Source organism: Paracoccus sp. BR5-17 (assembly GCF_055693925.1).
This window is the reverse complement of sequence record NZ_JBVFUV010000003.1, coordinates 1,794,468-1,811,879: the sequence shown is the minus strand read 5'-3', so window position 1 is coordinate 1,811,879 and position 17,412 is coordinate 1,794,468. Positions and strand designations below refer to the sequence as shown.

Below are 17,412 nucleotides of genomic sequence, written 5' to 3'. Positions count from 1 at the left end.
TGGGTTCTTCGGCCAGAGAGCCGAGGATCGTCTCGAACCCGTGCTTAGCGCCGAAAGTCCGGGGCGTCATGTCATGTACCGCTAACAGTTTGCGATAACCGACCGCCTGGGCGCGATCTGGCCCGCGGCGCAGGCGGCCGGGCGCAGGGTCGGCGTCAGGCGCCTGCCCCGTCAGTCCCGGGCGATGATCAGCGGCAACCCGGCCCGGTCGATGGCGGCGCGACCTTCGGGCGGCGGCGGGGCGTCGGTGATGATGGCGTCGAAGACTTCCAGATCCGCCACTGCGTGCAGGGCAGACCGCCCGAAGCGTGCATGGTTGACCAGCAGCACCGCGCGGTCCGCGGCCCGGATCATCGCCCGCTTGGCGCGCATCACCGCTTCGTCCCCGTGGAAGGCCCGCAGGCCCGAGACGGCGGGGCTTGAGACGAAGGCCAGATCGGCGCGCAGCCGCGACAGCGCGTCCTCGGTCCCGATGCCGAAGAAGCCGTTGAACCTGGCGCTGTAGGTGCCGCCCAGCGCGATCAGCGTGACGCGCGGCGCCTTCTTCAGCCGGTCGATCACCGCGGCGTTGTTGGTGATGACCGTCAGCGGGGCCTTGTCCGCCAGCCCGGCCCCCAGCAGCGCGGCCATCGACCCGTCATTGACCATCACCGCCATCCCCGGCTCTACCAGGTCCAGCGCGGCGCGGGCCATGCGGGCCTTCGCCTCGCCGTCCTGCAGCGCGCGGATGCGGAAGTCGCTTTCCGCTTGGGCACCCGCCTCGACGGTGGCCCCGCCGCGCACCTTGCGCAGCAGGCCCGCCTGTTCGAGGTCGTCGAGATCGCGGTGGATGGTCATGCGCGACACGCCAAAGCGGCGGGCCAGATCGTCCAGTCCCAGGATCCGCGCCCCCGGCAGCAGATCCACGATCGCCCGCCTGCGTTCGTCGCGCTTCACCTTGATCCTCCCCGGTCGGGGGCTTGTAACACCGCCTGCGGGTTTATCAACATCGATCTTGTTACCATGAGCGGCCAGTTTGTTATGATCGTTGTGATCGGGTCCGGGCCACGGTATTGACCCGCAAACCGCCGGAGGACCACATGCCCCTAGATTCGCCCAAGGACCCCCGGATCGCCGCCAAGGCCGATCTGGATCCGCAGAACTTCGCGCTTGCCAACTGCATCCGCGCCCTGTCCATCGACGCGGTGAACGCGGCCAATTCCGGGCATCCGGGCGCGCCGATGGGCATGGCGGACGCGGCCACCGTGCTGTTTCGCAACCACCTGAAGTTCGACGCGAAGAACCCCGACTGGCCGGACCGGGACCGCTTCGTGCTGTCGAACGGCCATGCCTCGATGCTGCTCTACAGCCTGCTGCACCTGACCGGCTACGAGGACATGACCCTGGATCAGGTCAGGAACTTCCGCCAGTGGGGCTCGATCACTGCGGGCCATCCCGAATATGGACACGCCAAGGGGATTGAGACGACGACCGGCCCGCTGGGCCAGGGCATCGCCACCGCCGTCGGCATGGCCTTGGCGGAACGGCGTCTGGCCGCCGAATTCGGCGACGATCTGGTGGATCACCGCACCTATGTCTTTGTCGGCGACGGCTGCCTGCAGGAAGGCATCGGGCAGGAAGCGATCAGCCTGGCCGGGCATCTGGGCCTGGGCAAGATGATCGTGCTTTACGACGACAACGACATCACCATCGACGGCCCGACCTCGATCAGCTTTTCCGAGGACGTGGCCGCGCGGTTCCAGGCCTGCGGCTGGCACGTCCAGAAATGCGACGGCCATGACGCCAGGGCGCTTGATGCGGCGATCGCGGCGGCGAAGGCGGAAACCGGCAAGCCCTCGCTGATCGCCATGAATACGGTGATCGGCTTCGGCTCGCCCAACAAGGCGGGCACCTATTCGGCCCACGGATCCCCGCTTGGCCGCGACGAGGCCGCGCTGACCCGCGAGGCGATCGGCTGGCCGCATGAGCCCTTCGTGATCCCCGAGGAGCTGCTGTCGGAATGGCGCCGGATCGGCACGCGCGGGGCCGCCGACCGCGAGGCCTGGGAGGCGCGGCTGAAGGACCGCAGCGCCGATGTCCGGGCCGAGTTCCAGCGCCGCCTGACCGGGACCCTGCCCGAGGCCTACGAGGACGCGCTGAAGGCCGCCCGCGCCGCCCTGTTCGCGGAACCGAAGAAGGCCGCGACCCGCAAGGCCAGCCAGATGGCGCTGGAACCCCTGACCGCCGCCCTGCCCGAGATGATCGGCGGGTCCGCGGACCTGACCGGTTCCAACCTGACCCGCGTCAAGGCCGTGGACAGCCAGTACACGCGGCAGGCGCCGGGCCGCTATATCGGCTATGGCGTGCGCGAATTCGGCATGTGCGCCGCAATGAACGGGATCAACCTGCATGGCGGCTTCATCGCCTATGGCGGGACGTTCCTGGTGTTTTCCGACTATGCCCGCAACGCCATCCGCCTGTCGGCGCTGATGGGGGTCGGCACGATCTTCGTGATGACCCATGACAGCATCGGGTTGGGCGAGGACGGCCCGACCCACCAGCCGATCGAGCATCTGGCATCCTTGCGCGCCATCCCCAACCTGACGGTGCTGCGCCCGGCCGACACGGTGGAAACGCTGGAAGCCTGGGACATCGCGATCCGCAACCGCCATGTGCCCTCGCTGCTGGCCCTGTCGCGCCAGGACGTGCCGCAACTGCGGCTGGATGCGGGGGACGAGAACCTGACCGCCAGGGGCGCCTATGTGATCCGCCAGTACGGCCAGGGCCGCGACCTGACCCTGATCGCCACCGGCACCGAGGTCGCCATCGCCGTCCAGGCCGCCGAGGCCCTGCACGCCGACGGCCTGTCGGTCGCCGTGGTGTCGATGCCGTCCTGGGAACTGTTCGAGGCCCAGCCCGAGGAATACCGCAAGGCGACCCTGGGCCAGGCGCCGCGCATCGCGGTCGAGGCCGCGGGCAAGTTCGGCTGGACGCGCTACGTCGCGTCCGAGGACGACGTGATCGGCATGACGGGCTTCGGCGCCTCGGCCCCCATCGACCGGCTGTATCAGGAGTTCGGCATCACCGCGGATGCCATCGTCGCGCGGGCAAAGGCCCTGACCGGCCGGTGACCCGACCGGGCTGCGCCGGCAACGGCGCCGCCCGCAGCCCCCGCGCCCTTCAGCCGGCCTCCTCCATGATGCGGCGCAACTGGTTTTCGGTCAGAACCGCCGGATTGGCCGCCATCGACGGCGATTGCGCCGCGGCCAGGGCTGCGGCGGCCTGAGCCTCGGGACCGGCGCCCAGGGCCGACAGGGCGGGAAGTCCCGCCGCATGGGACCAGTCGCCCAGCCCCCGCGCCGCCTCGGGCATCGAGGCGAAGGGCCTGCCGAAGGCCGCGCCGATCCAGCGGGCGACCTGATCCAGCCGTTCGACGATGTCGGGGTCGCGGGCGGCGCGGCGGTTCGCGTCCAGCACGTGCGGCAGCAGCGCCCCGCAGATCGCGCCGTGCGGGGCACCGCTCAGCCCGCCCAGCGGTCCGGCCAGCCCGTGGACCGCGCCCAGGCCGGCATTGGCCAGCGCCACCCCGCCGCAGTGGCTGACCCAGGCCATGTCGTCGCGGGCACCGCCGTCCTCGGCCTCCATCAGCCGCCGGATCGCCGCCAGACCGCGCGGGATCGCGTCGCGGCACAGCGCGTCGGTCCAGGGGTTGGCCCGGGTGCAGACGAAGGGCTCGATCACCTGGGTCAGCGCGTCCAGCCCCGAGGCCAGCGTCACCGCGCGAGGGCAGCCCTCGGACAGGCGGGGATCGACGATGGCCAGGCGCGGCAGCATCCGGTGGTCGCGCAGGCTGACCTTGCGGCGGTGGTCGGGCACGCCGATCACGGCGTTGCGCGTGGCCTCGGCCCCGGTGCCGGCGGTGGTGGGGATGGCCACGAAGGGCAAGGGGGATGGTCCAGCGGCAGGCCCCGCCCCACCGCCTCGAGGTGATCCAGCAGCGGGCGCATGGCGGGAACAAGCGCGGCGATGGCCTTGCCGGTGTCGATCACCGACCCGCCGCCCAGCGCCACGACCACCTGCGCGCCCCGGGCCGCGGCGATGCCATCCTGCACAAGGCCGATGTCAGGCTCTCGCGGGGCGGGGAAAGCCGCGACAGCGCAGCCCTGCGCCGCCAGCGCATCGGCCAGCCATGCCGCCCGCGCGCCGTCGCGGCCATGCACCAGCAGCACCCGCTGTCCCAGCCCCGCCACCCGCGGGGCCGCCCGGTCGGCCTGCCCCCTGCCGAACAGGATCCCGGCCGGCGCGGCGAAGGCGAAGGGCGCGATCATCAGGCCCCCGCCACGCCCGCGCCGCTGAACCAGTCCGCGAAGGCCGCCTGCTGGGCGGGGGTCAGATGCAGGTGATGCTTGGTGCGGCGGGTCAGGATGTCCTCGGGCGTGCGCGCCCATTCGCGCGACACCAGATAACGCACCTCGGCCTCGTAGAGGGTGCCGCCGAAGTGACGGCCCAGATCCGCCATGTTCATGGCGCCGGCCACCACCTGCCGGATCCGCGCGCCGTAAAGCCGGGCGTAGTGGACGACCAGCGGCCGGGGCATCCAGGGGTGCAGTTCGCGCTGCAACTGGATGAAGGACTCCATGTCGGCATTGGCGATCTCGCCGCCCGGCAGGGGCGCCTCGGCCGTCCAGTCCGGCCCCATTGCGGGAAAGACGTCCCGCAGCTTGTGCATCCCGCGTTCGGCCAGTTCGCGATAGGTGGTGATCTTGCCCCCGAACACGTTGAGCAGCGGCGCGCCGCCCGCGGCATCGAGATCGAAGACGTAGTCCCGCGTCACCGCCGAGGGGTTTCCCGCGCCGTCGTCGAACAGCGGCCGCACCCCGGAATAGGCGTGCAGCACGTCGGACGGCCGCAGCTTTTCCTTGAAATAGCGGTTCACCGCGGCCGGCAGATAGCCGATCTCGTCCTCCGAGACGGCCACATCCTCGGGGCGGCCCTCGTAAGGCACGTCGGTGGTGCCGATCAGCGCCTTGTCGCCTTCATAGGGAACGACGAAGATCACGCGCCTGTCGTGGTTCTGAATCAGATAGGCCTGGCTTCCCGACCACCATTTCGGGACGATCACATGGCTGCCCTTCACCAGCCTGACCTTGCGGGTCGAACGCGACTGCGCGACATCGGCGATGACCTGGGACACCCAGGGCCCCGCGCAGTTGACCAGGCAGCGCGCCCGGAAGGTGCGGATCTCGCCGGTGGATTCGCTGCGGGTCTGGACGGTCCAGGCGCCGTCCTCGCGCCGGGCCGAGATGCAGGGGCTGCGCGTCAGCACCGTCGCGCCCTTTTCGGCGGCGCCCAGGGCGTTCAGCACCACAAGCCGGGCGTCGTCCACCCAGCAGTCGCTGTATTCGAAGCCCCTGTGATACTGATCCAGCAGCGGCGCACCTTCGGGGGCGCGGCGCAGGTCAAGGCTGCGCGTGCCCGGCAGCCTCCTGCGTCCTCCCAGGTTGTCATAGAGAAACAGCCCCAGGCGGACCAGCCAGGCAGGGCGGTCCTGCGGGGAATGGGGCAGCACGAAGCGCATCGGCCAGATGATGTGGGGCGCGGCAGCCAGTAGCACCTCGCGCTCGATCAGCGCCTCGCGGACCAGCCGGAACTCGCGGTATTCCAGATAGCGCAGCCCCCCGTGGACCATCTTGCCCGACCGCGAGGAAGTGCCCTGCCCCAGGTCGTCCTTTTCGCACAGCACGACGCTGAGACCCCGGCCTGCGGCATCGCGCGCGACGCCCGCGCCGTTGATGCCGCCGCCGATCACGAACAGGTCGATGATGTCACGGGTCATGGTCGGTGTCCTTTCGGCCTGGGGCTGCGGCTGGCGCGTCCGGTGCGGGCGGCAGGGCCCGCACCGACGCGGCACGGGGTGGCAGACAACGCCTCACGGCCCGGGACGGGTTCCGGCCCGGGCGGCGGGTCGGCCTTCGGACGGGCTAGCCTGCCTGCATAGGCGCGGCAATCGGTGCCCTGTCCGGTCAGCCCGCCATCGCGTCTTCCCGCCAGGCGTGGTCGGGATCGGGGGGGCCGGCCTCGTCATGCTCGGCCAGCCAGGTCTCGGCATCGAGGGCCGCCATGCAGCCCATTCCGGCGCTTGTCACCGCCTGGCGATAGACGTGGTCGGTCAGGTCGCCGGCCGCGAAGACCCCGGGGATCGAGGTCCGGGTGCTGCCCGGTTCTACCTTCACATAGCCGCCGTGGTGCAGTTCAAGCTGGTCCCTGACCAGCTCGCTGGCGGGCGCATGGCCGATGGCCACGAACACGCCGTCCGCGGGGATCGTGCGGGTGCTGCCGTCCGCGGTCGAGGTCAGCACCACGCCGGTCACTCCCAGGGGGGCGTCGGTGCCCTGGATCTCGGTCAGCTCGTGGTTCCAGATCACCTCGATCCTGGGGTTCCTGAACAGGCGCTGCTGCAGGATCTTCTCGGCCCGCAGGCTGTCGCGGCGGTGGACCAGCGTCACCTTGCTGGCGAACTTGGTCAGAAACAGCGCCTCCTCGACCGCGGTGTTGCCGCCGCCGATCACCACGACCTCGCGGTTGCGATAGAAAAAGCCGTCGCAGGTGGCGCAGGCCGACACGCCGAAGCCCTTGAACCTCTCCTCCGAGGGAAGCCCCAGCCAGCGGGCCTGCGCGCCGGTGGCCAGGATCACCGCATCCGCCGTCACGACCCGCCCGCTGTCGCAGGTGGCGGTGAAGGGGCGTTTCTGCAGGTCCAGCGAGGTCACCATGTCCACGACGATGTCGGCGCCCATGGCGCGGGCGTGTTCCTCCATCTTGACCATCAGTGCGGGGCCCTGGATCTCGGTCTCGCCCGGCCAGTTCTCGACCTCGGTGGTGATGGTCAGCTGCCCGCCGGGCTGCATCCCCTGGATCAGCATGGGCTTCAGCATGGCGCGCGCGGCATAGACGGCGGCGGTATAGCCCGCCGGACCGGACCCCACGATCAGAAGTTTGACATGCGTGCTTTCGGTCATCTTGCGCCCCATCCGGTGTTTGTACATGACCTAGTCGTTCCCGCCGCAAATCGCAACGAAGCAAGTCCCCGGAAAGAATGTTGCGCGCGACGGCCCCCCATTGTAGTTTCCGCCAACCTTCAGGACCGATCAAGAAAGAGCAGCATGGCCGGCGCGAAACTGGACGATATCGATCGCAAGATCCTGGCCGAACTTCAGGCCGACGGCCGGATGACCAATGTCGAACTGGCCCGCCGCGTCGGCATATCCGCGCCGCCCTGCCTGCGCCGGGTCCGGGCGCTTGAGGAAACCGGCTTCATCCGCGGCTATCACGCCGACATCGACGCGCGCGAACTGGGCTTCGAGGTGCAGGTCTTCGCGATGGTCCGCCTGGCCAGCCAGTCCGAACGGGATCTCTCGGCCTTCGAGACGCTGGTCCAGGGCTGGCCGCTGGTCCGCGAATGCCACATGCTGAACGGCGAGATCGACTTCATCCTGAAATGCGTGTCGCCGGATCTGTCCACCTTCCAGCGCTTCCTGACGCAATCGCTGACGGCGGCGCCGAACGTAGCCAGCGTCAAGACATCCCTAGTGATCCGCGCCGCGAAGGACCAGCCGGGAGTGCCCTTCGAGGTGGTGGAGGAGCGGGTGCGCGAGGCGGGGTGAGGGAATGCGTGCATAGGCGGTTCAGGCGTTAGTAGAAGAGCCCAGCCCAAGGCTTCACATGACGCCACCACTCCAGAGGGGTTAAGACCCGGATCGGTAATTGATTTAAGGAACTGCGCTTCTTAATGATAGTCCGTCTGTCTCTGGTGCAAAACACGTCACATTCAAGGCCGACGGCGTTCCCAATCAGTTCGCGATCCGCCTCATCAGGCAAGCCCCTAGTAAAAGGGGCATCAATCATTCTTCTACCAACAACCGAGGCATAGGCGTTTGCCTCATCGTCGGAGACAATCAGTTCCACTGCAAAATCCCGCAACTGTTCTCGAAGTGTACTGTCAGGCGTATTGCCGATTTCATCGAGATTCTTGCGCGACGTCATGATAGCCCAATTTGCGCGTCTTCCTACGTAGAAGATGTGCATCAACGCTTCTACATCCTCTTCCAGGGTAGCGTCGGCAAATTTAGTAAGGGGCTGGGGTTCAAATATTTGATCTAAATAATTAACCAGAAGATTCACAATATTTGTGTCGAGGAAAACTCGACAGGGCATAGCATCATATGGGTAAGCTCTGCAGTCGGCACTGTGTTCAGCCTCAGTGCGGTAAAGAATCCAGCGCTGTCGGCCTTCGTCCCAATATTCTATGGCCACTGCTTTCCTCACCTGAAGAAACCGAGTCAGCGGAAGGAGTAGTTCCCGAATATTTTTTATGCGCCTAAGATGATTGCTACGCCCCGCTTTGACAAGTTCTGCAACAGGAGATCAATCCATCCCCGACACCCGCCGTTCGATCGACTCCCAGATCTTCTCCGCCGCGTTGATCCCGTCGAACCGCTCAAGCTCCTGGATCCCCGTGGGCGAGGTCACGTTGATTTCGGTCAGCCAGCCGTCGATCACGTCGATGCCGGTGAAGATCAGGCCCTTTTCGCGCAGTACCGGGCCGATGCGCTTGCAGATCTCGTATTCGCGGTCCGTCAGGCCGATCTTTTCGGCCCGTCCGCCGACATGCATGTTCGACCGCGCCTCGCCTGTCTGCGGCACGCGGTTGATGGCGCCGACGGGGTCGCCATCGACCAGGATGATGCGCTTGTCGCCCTTGCTGACGGCGTGGATGTATTTCTGCGCGATCATCGGCTCGCGGTTGATGCCAGCGAACAGTTCCAGCAACGAGGACAAGTTGCGATCCTCGGGGTCCAGGTGGAACACGCCTGCCCCGCCATTGCCATAGAGCGGCTTCACGATGATGTCGCCGTGCCGGTCGCGGAAGCGGCGGATCGCGGCGGGGTCCCGCGCGATCATGGTCGGCGGCGTCAGGTCGGGGAAGTCCAGCACCATCAGCTTCTCGGGGCAGTTCCTGACCCAGAACGGGTCGTTGACCACCAGCGTCTTCGGATGCACCCGGTCCAAAAGATGCGTCGAGGTGACATAGGCCATGTCGAAGGGCGGATCTTGGCGCAGCCAGACCACGTCGAAGTCGGAGAGATCGACCTCGGCCCAGTCGCCGAAGGTGACGTGGTTGCCCGGCTCGCGGCGCAGCGTCACGGGGCGTCCGCGGGCGATCACGCGGCCCTCGTCGTAGCGCAGCCGGTCCACGGTGTACTGGAACAGCCGGTGGCCGCGCGCCTGGGCCTCGAGCCCGATGCGGAAGGTGCTGTCGGCGGTGATTGAGACGTTCTCGATCGGGTCCATCTGCAGGGCGACATACAGGCTCATGGCGATCCTCCTTGGCGGTTGGGGTGCTTGTCGCCCGCCGTCCCGCGGGATGCAAGCGGCGCCGCGCATTGACTTGCACGCGCTCGGCCCCAAGTGATAGACGGGGCGTCAACTTGAAAAGGCCGGCCGGAAGGCCTGACGGAAGGGCAAGACCGCATGGCGATGGACAAGACACGCTTCGACAAGGGCGACCTGCTGGCCTGCGCCCGGGGCGAGCTGTTCGGCCCCGGCAATGCGCAGCTGCCCGAACCGCCGATGCTGATGATGGACCGCATCACCGACATCTCGGAGGATGGCGGCGAACACGGCAAGGGGCATGTGGTTGCGGAATTCGACATCACCCCGGACCTGTGGTTCTTCGCCTGCCACTTTCCCGGCAATCCGATCATGCCGGGCTGCCTTGGCCTGGACGGGCTGTGGCAGCTGACCGGCTTCAACCTGGGCTGGCGCGGCTGGCAGGGGCGCGGCTATGCCCTGGGCGTGGGCGAGGTGAAGCTGACCGGGATGGTGCGCCCCGACCGCAAGCTGCTGCGCTATACCGTCGACTTCACCAAGGCCGTGCAGACGCGGCGCCTGACCATGGGCGTGGCCGATGGCCGGGTCGAGGCGGATGGCGAGACCATCTATCAGGTCAAGGACATGAAGGTTGCGCTGTCGTCCAGCTGACGGCGGCGGATCGGACACATGAGAAGGAGGGAGGCCCATGCGGCGCGTCGTCATCACCGGGCTTGGCATCGTCTCGCCCATCGGCAACAACGCCCAGGAGGTCACGGAAAGCCTGAAGGCCGGCCGGTCGGGAATCGTCTTCGCCCCCGAATACGCCGAACACGGCTTTCGCAGCCAGGTCCACGGGATGCCGCAGATCGTGCTGGAGGACCATATCGACAAGCGCAACCTGCGCTTCATGGGACCGGGGGCCGCCTACAACTTCCTGGCCATGGAACAGGCGATCCGGGATTCGGGGCTTGAGGAAAGCGACGTCTCGAACCCGCGCACGGGGCTGATCATGGGGTCGGGCGGTCCGTCCACCAGCAACTTCTTCCAGGCCCACCAGACGGTGATCGAGAAGGGCAGCCCCAAGCGGATGGGCCCCTTCATGGTGACGCGCTGCATGTCGTCCACCAATTCCGCCACGCTGGCCACCCCCTTCAAGATCAAGGGCGTGAACTATTCGATCACATCGGCCTGCGCGACCTCGGCGCATTGCATCGGCAACGGCGTCGAACAGATCCAGATGGGCAAGCAGGACATCGTCTTCGCCGGCGGCGGCGAGGAGCTGGACTGGACCCTGTCCTGCCTGTTCGACGCGATGGGCGCCATGTCGTCGAAATACAACGACACGCCCGAAACCGCGTCCCGCCCCTATGACGCGAGCCGCGACGGCTTCGTGATCGCGGGCGGCGGCGGCGTCGTGGTGCTGGAGGAGTTGTCCCACGCCCTGGCGCGCGGCGCGAAGATCTATGCCGAGGTCACCGGCTACGGGGCGACCAGCGACGGATTTGACATGGTGGCCCCCTCGGGCGAGGGCGGCGAGCGGGCGATGCGCGTCGCCCTGCAGACCCTGCCCGAAGGCCGCAAGGTCAGCTATATCAACGCGCACGGCACCTCGACCCAGGTGGGCGACGTGGGCGAGGTCAAGGCGGTCCGGCGCATCTTCGGCGAGGGCGACACGCCGCCGATCAGTTCCACCAAGTCGCTGACCGGCCATTCGCTGGGCGCCACCGGCGTGCACGAGGCCATCTACAGCCTGCTGATGTTGCAAAATGACTTCATTGCAGCATCTGCAAATGTCGTTACTCTGGACCCCGAGCTTTCGCCAAGCGAGATTGTGACGAGCCGGGTGGACAATGCCGGCCTCGATTCCGTGCTGTCCAACAGCTTCGGCTTCGGGGGAACCAACGCCACCCTGCTGATGTCGAGATACCTGGAATAGGTGGGGTCAACATGGGCGATCTTCTTCAAGGCAAGCGCGGGCTTGTGATGGGGGTCGCCAATGACCATTCCATCGCCTGGGGCATCGCCAGGGCATTGGCGGACCAGGGCGCCGAGCTTGCCTTTTCCTACCAGGGCGAGGCCTTCGGCAAGCGGGTGCAGCCGCTGGCGGCCTCGGTCGGGTCGGATTTCCTGCTGGACGTGGACGTGACCGATGACGCGTCGCTGGATGGGGCCTTCGCGGCCATCGCCGAACGCTGGGGCAGGCTGGACTTCCTGATCCACGCGATCGCTTTTTCCAGCAAGAACGAGCTGACCGGCCGGTTCATGAACACCAGCCGCGCGAACTTCAAGCACAGCCTCGAAATCTCGTGCTATTCGTTGATCGAGGTAGCGCGCCGCGCCCACCCGCTGATGACCGGCGGCGGGTCGATCGTCACGCTGACCTATGGCGGTTCGAACCGGGTCACGCCCTTCTACAACGTCATGGGGGTTGCCAAGGCGGCGCTTGAATCGGCGGTGCGTTACCTGGCCAATGACCTGGGGCCCGACGGGATCCGCGTCAACGCGATCAGCCCCGGCCCGATGAAGACGCTGGCCGGCGCGGCCATCGGCGGGGCGCGAAAGACCTTCCGCCACACCGAGGCCAATGCGCCCCTGCGCAGGAACGCCACGCTCGAGGCGATCGGCGGCACCGCCGTCTGGATGCTGTCGGACTGGGGCGCCTGCACCACGGGCGAAATCGTCCTGGTCGATGGCGGCTATCACGTCCTGGGGATGCCGCAGAGCGAGAACTTGTGAGGCGGCGCCGGGGGTTTCACACCCCCGGACCCCCGTGGGATATTTGAGGTCCAAGGCAGGTCATGATCGATTTCTTCACGGCGGATGACGGGGCGCGGCTGGCCTATTCGGATGAAGGCGAAGGCCTGCCGGTGCTGTGCCTTGCCGGACTGACGCGTAACATGGGCGATTTCGACCATCTTGCCCCGCATCTGTCCGGCGTGCGGCTGATCCGCATGGACTACCGCGGGCGGGGCCTTTCCGAATGGACGGGCCCCGCCACCTACACCGTGCCGCGGGAAGGCAAGGACGCGCTGGCGCTGCTGGATCATCTGGGGGTCGGCAGGGCGGCCGTGCTGGGCACATCGCGGGGCGGCCTGATCGGGCTGCTGCTGGCGGCGGTCGCGCATGATCGGATGCTGGGCCTGTGCCTGAACGACGTCGGCCCCGCGCTCGAGCGCCGGGGGCTGGAGCGGATCTTCGACTATGTGGGGCGCAACCCCGTGGCGCCGACGCATGAGGCGCTTGCCGCGCGCCTGCCGGACATGATGACGGGATTTTCCGATGTTCCCGAGGGACGCTGGCTTGCGGACGCCCGGCGCCATTACGACGAGACGCCGGAGGGCCTGCGCATCCGCTACGACCCGGCCCTGCGCGAGGCCTTTCTGTCCGCCTTCGAGGGCGAGGCGGCCGACCTGTGGCCGCTGTGGGATGCCACCGCCGGCCTGCCGGTGGCGCTGATCCGGGGCGCCAATTCGGATCTGCTTTCGGCCGATGCCGCGGCCGAGATGATCCGCCGCCGCCCCGACACGATCTTCGCCAGCGTCCCGAACCGCGCGCATATTCCCTGGCTGGACGAGCCGGAATCGCTGGCCGTGATCAAGGCCTGGCTGGACCGCTGCGGGGCCTAGAAGCGCAGACCGACGCTGAAGCTGGCGCCGTCGGTGCCGATGCCGAAGTCGGCCGCGCCGAAGCTGAAGCCGATCAGCGCCCCGGTCAGGGCCTGCTGAACCGTATGTTCGCCCGCATGGACGCGGCTGGCCGCTGCCAGTCCCGCGGCCCCGTAGAGGCCGAGGCCGGCGGCCCGGTCGTCGGGAAAGCACTTGCCCGCCAGATCGGCCGCCCCGAAGGCCGCCGCGGCAGAATGGCCCGAGGGAAAGCCCTTCCCCTCGCCCGACGGCCGGATCGAGATGGGCCTGCCGTCCAGCCAGGTCTTCAGGCCCAGAACGACCGCCGCCTGCAGCGCGCCCCGGACCGCGAAATCCTCCAGCCGGTCGTCGCGCGCGGCGCAGACCGCGGCCGCCAGCGGCAGGCCGTATTTCATGGCCGTGCCGAAATCGTCGAAGGGCTCTGCCGGTGCGGGCTGGGCCAGGGCCGCCGCAGTGGCGGCAGCCAGCAGGGGACGGCGCAGCATCAGCGCTGCATCGCCTCGACATAGTCCACCAGGGCGACCAGGCGCGCGGGCGTGGGGGTCGGAATGCCGTCGCCCGCGTCATAGGGAATGGTCGGCCCGTCCAGCAGGTCGCCAAATTCCGGCATCGGCGATTCGCTGCGGCCGGGCGTGAAGCCATAGATGTGGCCCATCACCTGCAGGCGCGGAAACACCCCGCCGTTGTTCGCAGCCACCCGGGTCAGATCGACCGGATGCGGGATCATGCCTTGGGCCGCCGGCCCACCGCCCCGGCCGTCCGGACCGTGGCAATCGACGCACAGCGCGTTGAAGTCGTTGCGCGCCTGCTTTTGGTCGGTCATCTGCGGCGCGCAGGCCGCGATCAGACCCGCCACGGTCAACCCGGCCAGGGCCGCCCCGCATGTTGCCTTCATCGCTGTCCCCTTCTGGTTGCTTGGCGCGATCTTGCCCCGGCGGGACGGGTCACGCAACGGTCTGGTTCAGCCGGATCACGCGGTCCATGCGCCGGGCCAGGTCGTGGTTGTGGGTGGCGATCAGCGCCGACAGGCCGGTGTCGCGCACAAGCGCCATCAGCATGTCGAAAACCCGCTCGGATGTCTCGGGGTCCAGGTTCCCGGTGGGTTCATCCGCCAGCAGCAGCGCGGGCCGGTTCGCCAGCGCCCGGCAGAAGGCCACCCGCTGCTGCTCGCCCCCCGACAGGGCCGCCGGGCGATGATCCGCGCGGCCGGTCAGCCCGACGCGGGACAGCAGATCGGCAGCCCGGGCTGCCGCCTCGTGGCGGGGCACGCCGTTGGCAAGCTGCGGCAGGACGATGTTCTCGGCCGCGCTGAACTCGGGCAGAAGATGGTGGAACTGATAGACGAAGCCCAGCTCTGCCCGACGCGCCTCGGTCCGGGCGCGGTCGGGCAGGCCGGTCATGTCGCGCCCCTGCAGGATCACCCGGCCCCTGTCGGGCGTGTCCAGCAGCCCGGCGATATGCAGCAGCGTCGATTTGCCCGCGCCCGAGGGCGCCACCAGGGCCACGACCTCGCCGCGCGCGACCGACAGATCCAGGCCGCGCAGCACCGGCACCGGCGTCGGCCCGTCCTTGCCATAGGTCTTGCCCACCCCCTCCAGGCGCAACACCTCATTCATAGCGCAGCGCCTCGACCGGGTTCAGGCGCGCGGCGCGGCGCGCGGGGAAGATGGTGACGACGAAGGACAGCGCCAGCGACAGGGCGACGGCGCGGAAGATGTCCCAGGCGCGCAGTTCCGCGGGCAGCCGATAGATGCCGCGCACCTCGGGCTGCCAGGCGCCGCCGCCGGTCAGCGCGTTCAGCGCCGCCATGATGCTGTCCACGTTCAGCGCCAGGGCCACGCCCAGGATCACCCCGGCCAGGGTGCCGATGATCCCGGTGAACGCGCCGCACAGAAAGAACACCCGCAGCACCGCCCCCTCGGTCAGGCCCATGGTCCGCAGGATGCCGATGTCGCGGCCCTTGTTCTTGACCAGCATGATGAGCCCCGAGGTGATGTTCATCGAGGCGATCAGCACCAGCACCGACAGGATCACGAACATCACGTCGTCCTCCATGTCCAGCGCCGCCAGGAACGACCCCGAGGAGTCGCGCCAGTTCCAGACCTGCGCCCCCTCGCCCGCGGCCCGCATCAGCGGCAGCGTCCAGTCGTCCACCCGTTCGGGGTCGCTGACGAAGACCTCGATCTCGTCGGCGACGCCTTCGCGGTTGAAATAGGATTGCGCCTCGGCCATCGGCATGTAGATGCGCGTGCGGTCGATGTCATAGCGCCCGGCGCTGAAGATGTAGGTGACCTCGTAGGCCTTGACGCGCGGGGTGGTGCCGATGGCGGTGCGCGCCCCTTCCGGCGCGATCAGGCGGACCTTGTCGCCCAGGCCCACCGCCAGTTCGCGGGCGATGCCCGCGCCGATGGCGATGCCGCGGTCGAAATCGTCCAGGCTGCCCACGGATGTCCCGGGGTCCACGATGCGCGGCATCGCGCGCAGGTCGTCAAGGCTTACGCCGTAAACCTCGGCCACGTTCGAACTGTCGTTGGCCGTGGCCATCACCTGCCCGCGGATGACCGGCGCGGTGCGCGTGACGCCCGGAACCTGCGCCAGCCTGGCGGCCATCGCGTCGTAATCGGCGATGCGGCCGGGAACGACATAGACATCCTCGGTGAACTCGTTGGTGATGCGCTGCGGGGCCATGTAGACGGTGGTGTGGGCATTGGCCCCCAGGATCGTATCCACGAATTCGGCCCGAAAGCCCGCGCGCACGGCCAGCGTGGCGATCAGCGCCATCACCCCCAGGGCGATGCCGATCAGGCTGATCCAGGTCATCACGCTGACCCCGCCTTCGGCGCGGCGGGCGCGCAGGTACCGCCAAGCGATCATGAACTCGTATCGGGAAAACGGCGCGGGGGACATGCGGGAGGCCTTGATCTTGCGCGGGGGAACCTGACGGCAGGGCCTGCAAAGATCAAGCCGACAAAGGCGTGAGGGCTTCTTCTTTGCTTCAAATACCCAACTTGCGACGGCCGCCGCCAGGTGCCACATCAGGGGCATGGCAAAATCCACCCCTGCTTTCACCTGCACCGCCTGCGGTGCGTCCCACAAGAAATGGGCCGGGCGCTGCGACGCCTGCGGCGCCTGGAACACCATCGTCGAGGAAGCGCCCCTCTCGCAGGGGCCGGGCCGGGGCCTGGGCGCCGCGAAGGGCCGCGCGGTCCCCCTCAGCATCCTCGCCACGACCGAGGCCCCGCCCCCGCGCCACCTGGCCGGGATGGAGGAACTGGACCGCGTCCTGGGCGGCGGGCTGGTGCCGGGCAGCGCCGTGCTGGTCGGCGGCGATCCCGGCATCGGCAAGTCCACCCTGCTGCTGCAGGGCGCCGCGGCCTTCGCCCGCCGGGGCCTGAACGCCGTCTATATCAGCGGCGAGGAAGCCAGCGCCCAGGTCAGGATGCGCGCGCAACGGCTGGGGCTGGCCGACGCGCCGGTGCGCCTGGGGGCAGAGACCAACCTGCGCGACATCCTGACGACGCTGGACAACGAACGCCCGGATCTTGCCATCATCGATTCCGTGCAGACCCTCTGGTCCGACCAAGTCGAGGCCGCGCCCGGCAGCGTGGCGCAGGTCCGGGCGGCCGCGCACGAGCTGGTGACCTTTGCCAAGCGCAAGGGCGTGGCGGTCTTCCTGGTGGGCCATGTCACGAAGGAAGGCCAGATCGCCGGTCCCCGCGTGGTGGAACACATGGTCGATACGGTGATCTATTTCGAGGGCGAGCGCGGCCACCAGTTCCGCATCCTGCGGTCGGTCAAGAACCGCTTCGGCCCCGCCGACGAGATCGGCGTCTTCGAGATGACCGGCAGCGGGCTGGCCGAGGTCGCCAACCCCTCGGCCCTGTTCCTGTCCGAACGGGGCCAGCCGGTCCCGGGAAGCGCCGTCTTTGCCGGGATCGAGGGCACCCGCCCCGTCCTGACCGAGGTTCAGGCGCTTGTGGCGCCATCAACCCTGGCCTCGCCCCGCCGCACCGTCGTGGGCCTGGACAGCGGGCGCGTGAGCACCATCCTGGCCGTGCTGGAGGCCCGCTGCGGCATCCCCTTCGCAGGGCTGGACGTGTTCCTGAACGTGGCGGGCGGGATGCGGGTCAGCGAACCCGCGGCCGACCTGGCCATCGCCGGCGCGCTTCTGTCGGCGCGCGAGGACAGCGCCCTGCCCCCCGAGGCGGTGCTTTTCGGCGAAATCAGCCTGTCGGGCGCGCTGCGCCCCGTCGCGCAGGCGGAAAACAGGTTGAAAGAAGCGCAGAAACTTGGTTTTTCACAGGCGATCCTGCCCGACAGCCAGAAGGTCGAGGGCGCGGGCGGCATGAGCGTGCAGCGCATCGCCGACCTGACCGGATTTGCAGGAGAGGTCTTCGGCGCCGGCTGAAGTCCCTGA

16 protein-coding genes and 1 pseudogene are annotated in these 17,412 nt (G+C 68.3%); 7 read left to right on the top strand and 10 right to left on the bottom strand.

From position 1 onward, the window contains the following. Positions 1-171 precede the first annotated feature (171 nt). On the bottom strand, positions 172-936 hold the full coding sequence (locus ACZ1HC_RS10430; protein ID WP_472699919.1) for a DeoR/GlpR family DNA-binding transcription regulator: 765 nt from the start codon (positions 934-936) through the stop codon (positions 172-174). A gap of 143 nt (positions 937-1,079) precedes the next feature. Here ACZ1HC_RS10430 and tkt point away from each other — a divergent pair, with 143 nt between their 5' ends. Then, entirely contained in the window at positions 1,080-3,110 is a 2,031-nt protein-coding gene (tkt, locus tag ACZ1HC_RS10425) for a transketolase (RefSeq protein WP_472699918.1), read from the top strand. A gap of 49 nt (positions 3,111-3,159) precedes the next feature. On the opposite strand, the pseudogene ACZ1HC_RS10420 reads toward tkt, so the two are convergent. The 3 genes and pseudogenes from ACZ1HC_RS10420 to trxB all read right to left on the bottom strand — a co-directional run bounded on the left by ACZ1HC_RS10420 (position 3,160) and on the right by trxB (position 6,998). Further along, positions 3,160-4,304, bottom strand: a pseudogene (locus tag ACZ1HC_RS10420) (iron-containing alcohol dehydrogenase). 2 nt (positions 4,305-4,306) lie between these two features. Continuing rightward, positions 4,307-5,815 carry a glycerol-3-phosphate dehydrogenase gene (locus tag ACZ1HC_RS10415; protein WP_472699917.1) on the bottom strand — a complete coding sequence of 503 codons (1,509 nt, stop codon included), beginning with the start codon at positions 5,813-5,815 and terminating at the stop codon, positions 4,307-4,309. Positions 5,816-6,002: 187 nt separating this feature from the next. Then, entirely contained in the window at positions 6,003-6,998 is a 996-nt protein-coding gene (gene trxB / locus ACZ1HC_RS10410; RefSeq protein WP_472699916.1) for a thioredoxin-disulfide reductase, read from the bottom strand. A gap of 144 nt (positions 6,999-7,142) precedes the next feature. Here trxB and ACZ1HC_RS10405 point away from each other — a divergent pair, with 144 nt between their 5' ends. Continuing rightward, positions 7,143-7,643, top strand: a complete 501-nt coding sequence (locus ACZ1HC_RS10405) for an Lrp/AsnC family transcriptional regulator (protein ID WP_472699915.1) — start codon at positions 7,143-7,145, stop codon at positions 7,641-7,643. Positions 7,644-7,671: 28 nt separating this feature from the next. Here ACZ1HC_RS10405 and ACZ1HC_RS10400 read toward each other — a convergent pair whose 3' ends face one another. Next, positions 7,672-8,292, bottom strand: a complete 621-nt coding sequence (locus ACZ1HC_RS10400) for a hypothetical protein (protein WP_472699914.1) — start codon at positions 8,290-8,292, stop codon at positions 7,672-7,674. A 111-nt stretch (positions 8,293-8,403) separates the two neighbouring features. Further along, positions 8,404-9,354: a glutathione synthase gene (gshB, locus tag ACZ1HC_RS10395; protein WP_472699913.1), complete on the bottom strand. Its 951-nt coding sequence runs from the start codon at positions 9,352-9,354 to the stop codon at positions 8,404-8,406. Positions 9,355-9,510: 156 nt separating this feature from the next. Here gshB and fabA point away from each other — a divergent pair, with 156 nt between their 5' ends. The 4 genes from fabA to ACZ1HC_RS10375 all read left to right on the top strand — a co-directional run bounded on the left by fabA (position 9,511) and on the right by ACZ1HC_RS10375 (position 12,977). Continuing rightward, positions 9,511-10,020 carry a bifunctional 3-hydroxydecanoyl-ACP dehydratase/trans-2-decenoyl-ACP isomerase gene (fabA, locus tag ACZ1HC_RS10390; protein ID WP_472699912.1) on the top strand — a complete coding sequence of 170 codons (510 nt, stop codon included), beginning with the start codon at positions 9,511-9,513 and terminating at the stop codon, positions 10,018-10,020. 37 nt (positions 10,021-10,057) lie between these two features. After that, complete coding sequence (fabB, locus tag ACZ1HC_RS10385) at positions 10,058-11,287, top strand: beta-ketoacyl-ACP synthase I (RefSeq protein WP_472699911.1); 1,230 nt, start codon at positions 10,058-10,060, stop codon at positions 11,285-11,287. A gap of 11 nt (positions 11,288-11,298) precedes the next feature. Continuing rightward, positions 11,299-12,087 carry an enoyl-ACP reductase FabI gene (locus tag ACZ1HC_RS10380; RefSeq protein WP_472699910.1) on the top strand — a complete coding sequence of 263 codons (789 nt, stop codon included), beginning with the start codon at positions 11,299-11,301 and terminating at the stop codon, positions 12,085-12,087. 62 nt (positions 12,088-12,149) lie between these two features. Beyond that, complete coding sequence (locus ACZ1HC_RS10375; protein ID WP_472699909.1) at positions 12,150-12,977, top strand: alpha/beta fold hydrolase; 828 nt, start codon at positions 12,150-12,152, stop codon at positions 12,975-12,977. On the opposite strand, the gene ACZ1HC_RS10370 is transcribed toward ACZ1HC_RS10375, so the two are convergent. From ACZ1HC_RS10370 to ACZ1HC_RS10355, 4 genes are read right to left on the bottom strand one after another with little or no spacing between them, the layout of a single operon-like run. Then, positions 12,974-13,480 (bottom strand): phosphatase PAP2 family protein, encoded by a 507-nt coding sequence (locus ACZ1HC_RS10370; RefSeq protein ID WP_472699908.1) that lies wholly within the window; start codon positions 13,478-13,480, stop codon positions 12,974-12,976. The genes ACZ1HC_RS10375 and ACZ1HC_RS10370 overlap by 4 nt on opposite strands. Continuing rightward, the gene (locus ACZ1HC_RS10365; protein WP_472699907.1) at positions 13,480-13,890 is read right to left on the bottom strand and encodes a c-type cytochrome; all 411 of its coding nucleotides are present in this window, start codon (positions 13,888-13,890) and stop codon (positions 13,480-13,482) included. Before ACZ1HC_RS10365 ends, ACZ1HC_RS10370 begins: the two co-directional genes overlap by 1 nt. Positions 13,891-13,939: 49 nt before the next feature. After that, complete coding sequence (locus tag ACZ1HC_RS10360; RefSeq protein WP_472699906.1) at positions 13,940-14,611, bottom strand: ABC transporter ATP-binding protein; 672 nt, start codon at positions 14,609-14,611, stop codon at positions 13,940-13,942. After that, a complete protein-coding gene (locus tag ACZ1HC_RS10355) occupies positions 14,604-15,902 on the bottom strand; it encodes a lipoprotein-releasing ABC transporter permease subunit (RefSeq protein ID WP_472699905.1) in 1,299 nt (432 codons plus the stop codon). Before ACZ1HC_RS10355 ends, ACZ1HC_RS10360 begins: the two co-directional genes overlap by 8 nt. 136 nt (positions 15,903-16,038) lie before the next feature. On the opposite strand from ACZ1HC_RS10355, the gene radA reads away from it, so the two are divergent. Then, complete coding sequence (gene radA / locus ACZ1HC_RS10350) at positions 16,039-17,403, top strand: DNA repair protein RadA (RefSeq protein WP_472699904.1); 1,365 nt, start codon at positions 16,039-16,041, stop codon at positions 17,401-17,403. Positions 17,404-17,412: the final 9 nt, after the last annotated feature.

Excerpts from the sequence above, each read along its gene's own strand:
- fabB (WP_472699911.1), top strand. The coding sequence starts at position 10,058 with ATGCGGCGCGTCGTCATCACCGGGCTTGGCATCGTCTCGCCCATCGGC.
- ACZ1HC_RS10370 (WP_472699908.1), bottom strand. The coding sequence starts at position 13,480 with ATGCTGCGCCGTCCCCTGCTGGCTGCCGCCACTGCGGCGGCCCTGGCC.
- ACZ1HC_RS10360 (WP_472699906.1), bottom strand. The coding sequence starts at position 14,611 with ATGAATGAGGTGTTGCGCCTGGAGGGGGTGGGCAAGACCTATGGCAAG.
- ACZ1HC_RS10355 (WP_472699905.1), bottom strand. The coding sequence starts at position 15,902 with ATGTCCCCCGCGCCGTTTTCCCGATACGAGTTCATGATCGCTTGGCGG.
- trxB (WP_472699916.1), bottom strand. The coding sequence starts at position 6,998 with ATGACCGAAAGCACGCATGTCAAACTTCTGATCGTGGGGTCCGGTCCG.
- ACZ1HC_RS10365 (WP_472699907.1), bottom strand. The coding sequence starts at position 13,890 with ATGAAGGCAACATGCGGGGCGGCCCTGGCCGGGTTGACCGTGGCGGGT.
- fabA (WP_472699912.1), top strand. The coding sequence starts at position 9,511 with ATGGCGATGGACAAGACACGCTTCGACAAGGGCGACCTGCTGGCCTGC.
- ACZ1HC_RS10415 (WP_472699917.1), bottom strand. The coding sequence starts at position 5,815 with ATGACCCGTGACATCATCGACCTGTTCGTGATCGGCGGCGGCATCAAC.
- tkt (WP_472699918.1), top strand. The coding sequence starts at position 1,080 with ATGCCCCTAGATTCGCCCAAGGACCCCCGGATCGCCGCCAAGGCCGAT.
- gshB (WP_472699913.1), bottom strand. The coding sequence starts at position 9,354 with ATGAGCCTGTATGTCGCCCTGCAGATGGACCCGATCGAGAACGTCTCA.
- ACZ1HC_RS10380 (WP_472699910.1), top strand. The coding sequence starts at position 11,299 with ATGGGCGATCTTCTTCAAGGCAAGCGCGGGCTTGTGATGGGGGTCGCC.
- radA (WP_472699904.1), top strand. The coding sequence starts at position 16,039 with ATGGCAAAATCCACCCCTGCTTTCACCTGCACCGCCTGCGGTGCGTCC.
- ACZ1HC_RS10375 (WP_472699909.1), top strand. The coding sequence starts at position 12,150 with ATGATCGATTTCTTCACGGCGGATGACGGGGCGCGGCTGGCCTATTCG.
- ACZ1HC_RS10405 (WP_472699915.1), top strand. The coding sequence starts at position 7,143 with ATGGCCGGCGCGAAACTGGACGATATCGATCGCAAGATCCTGGCCGAA.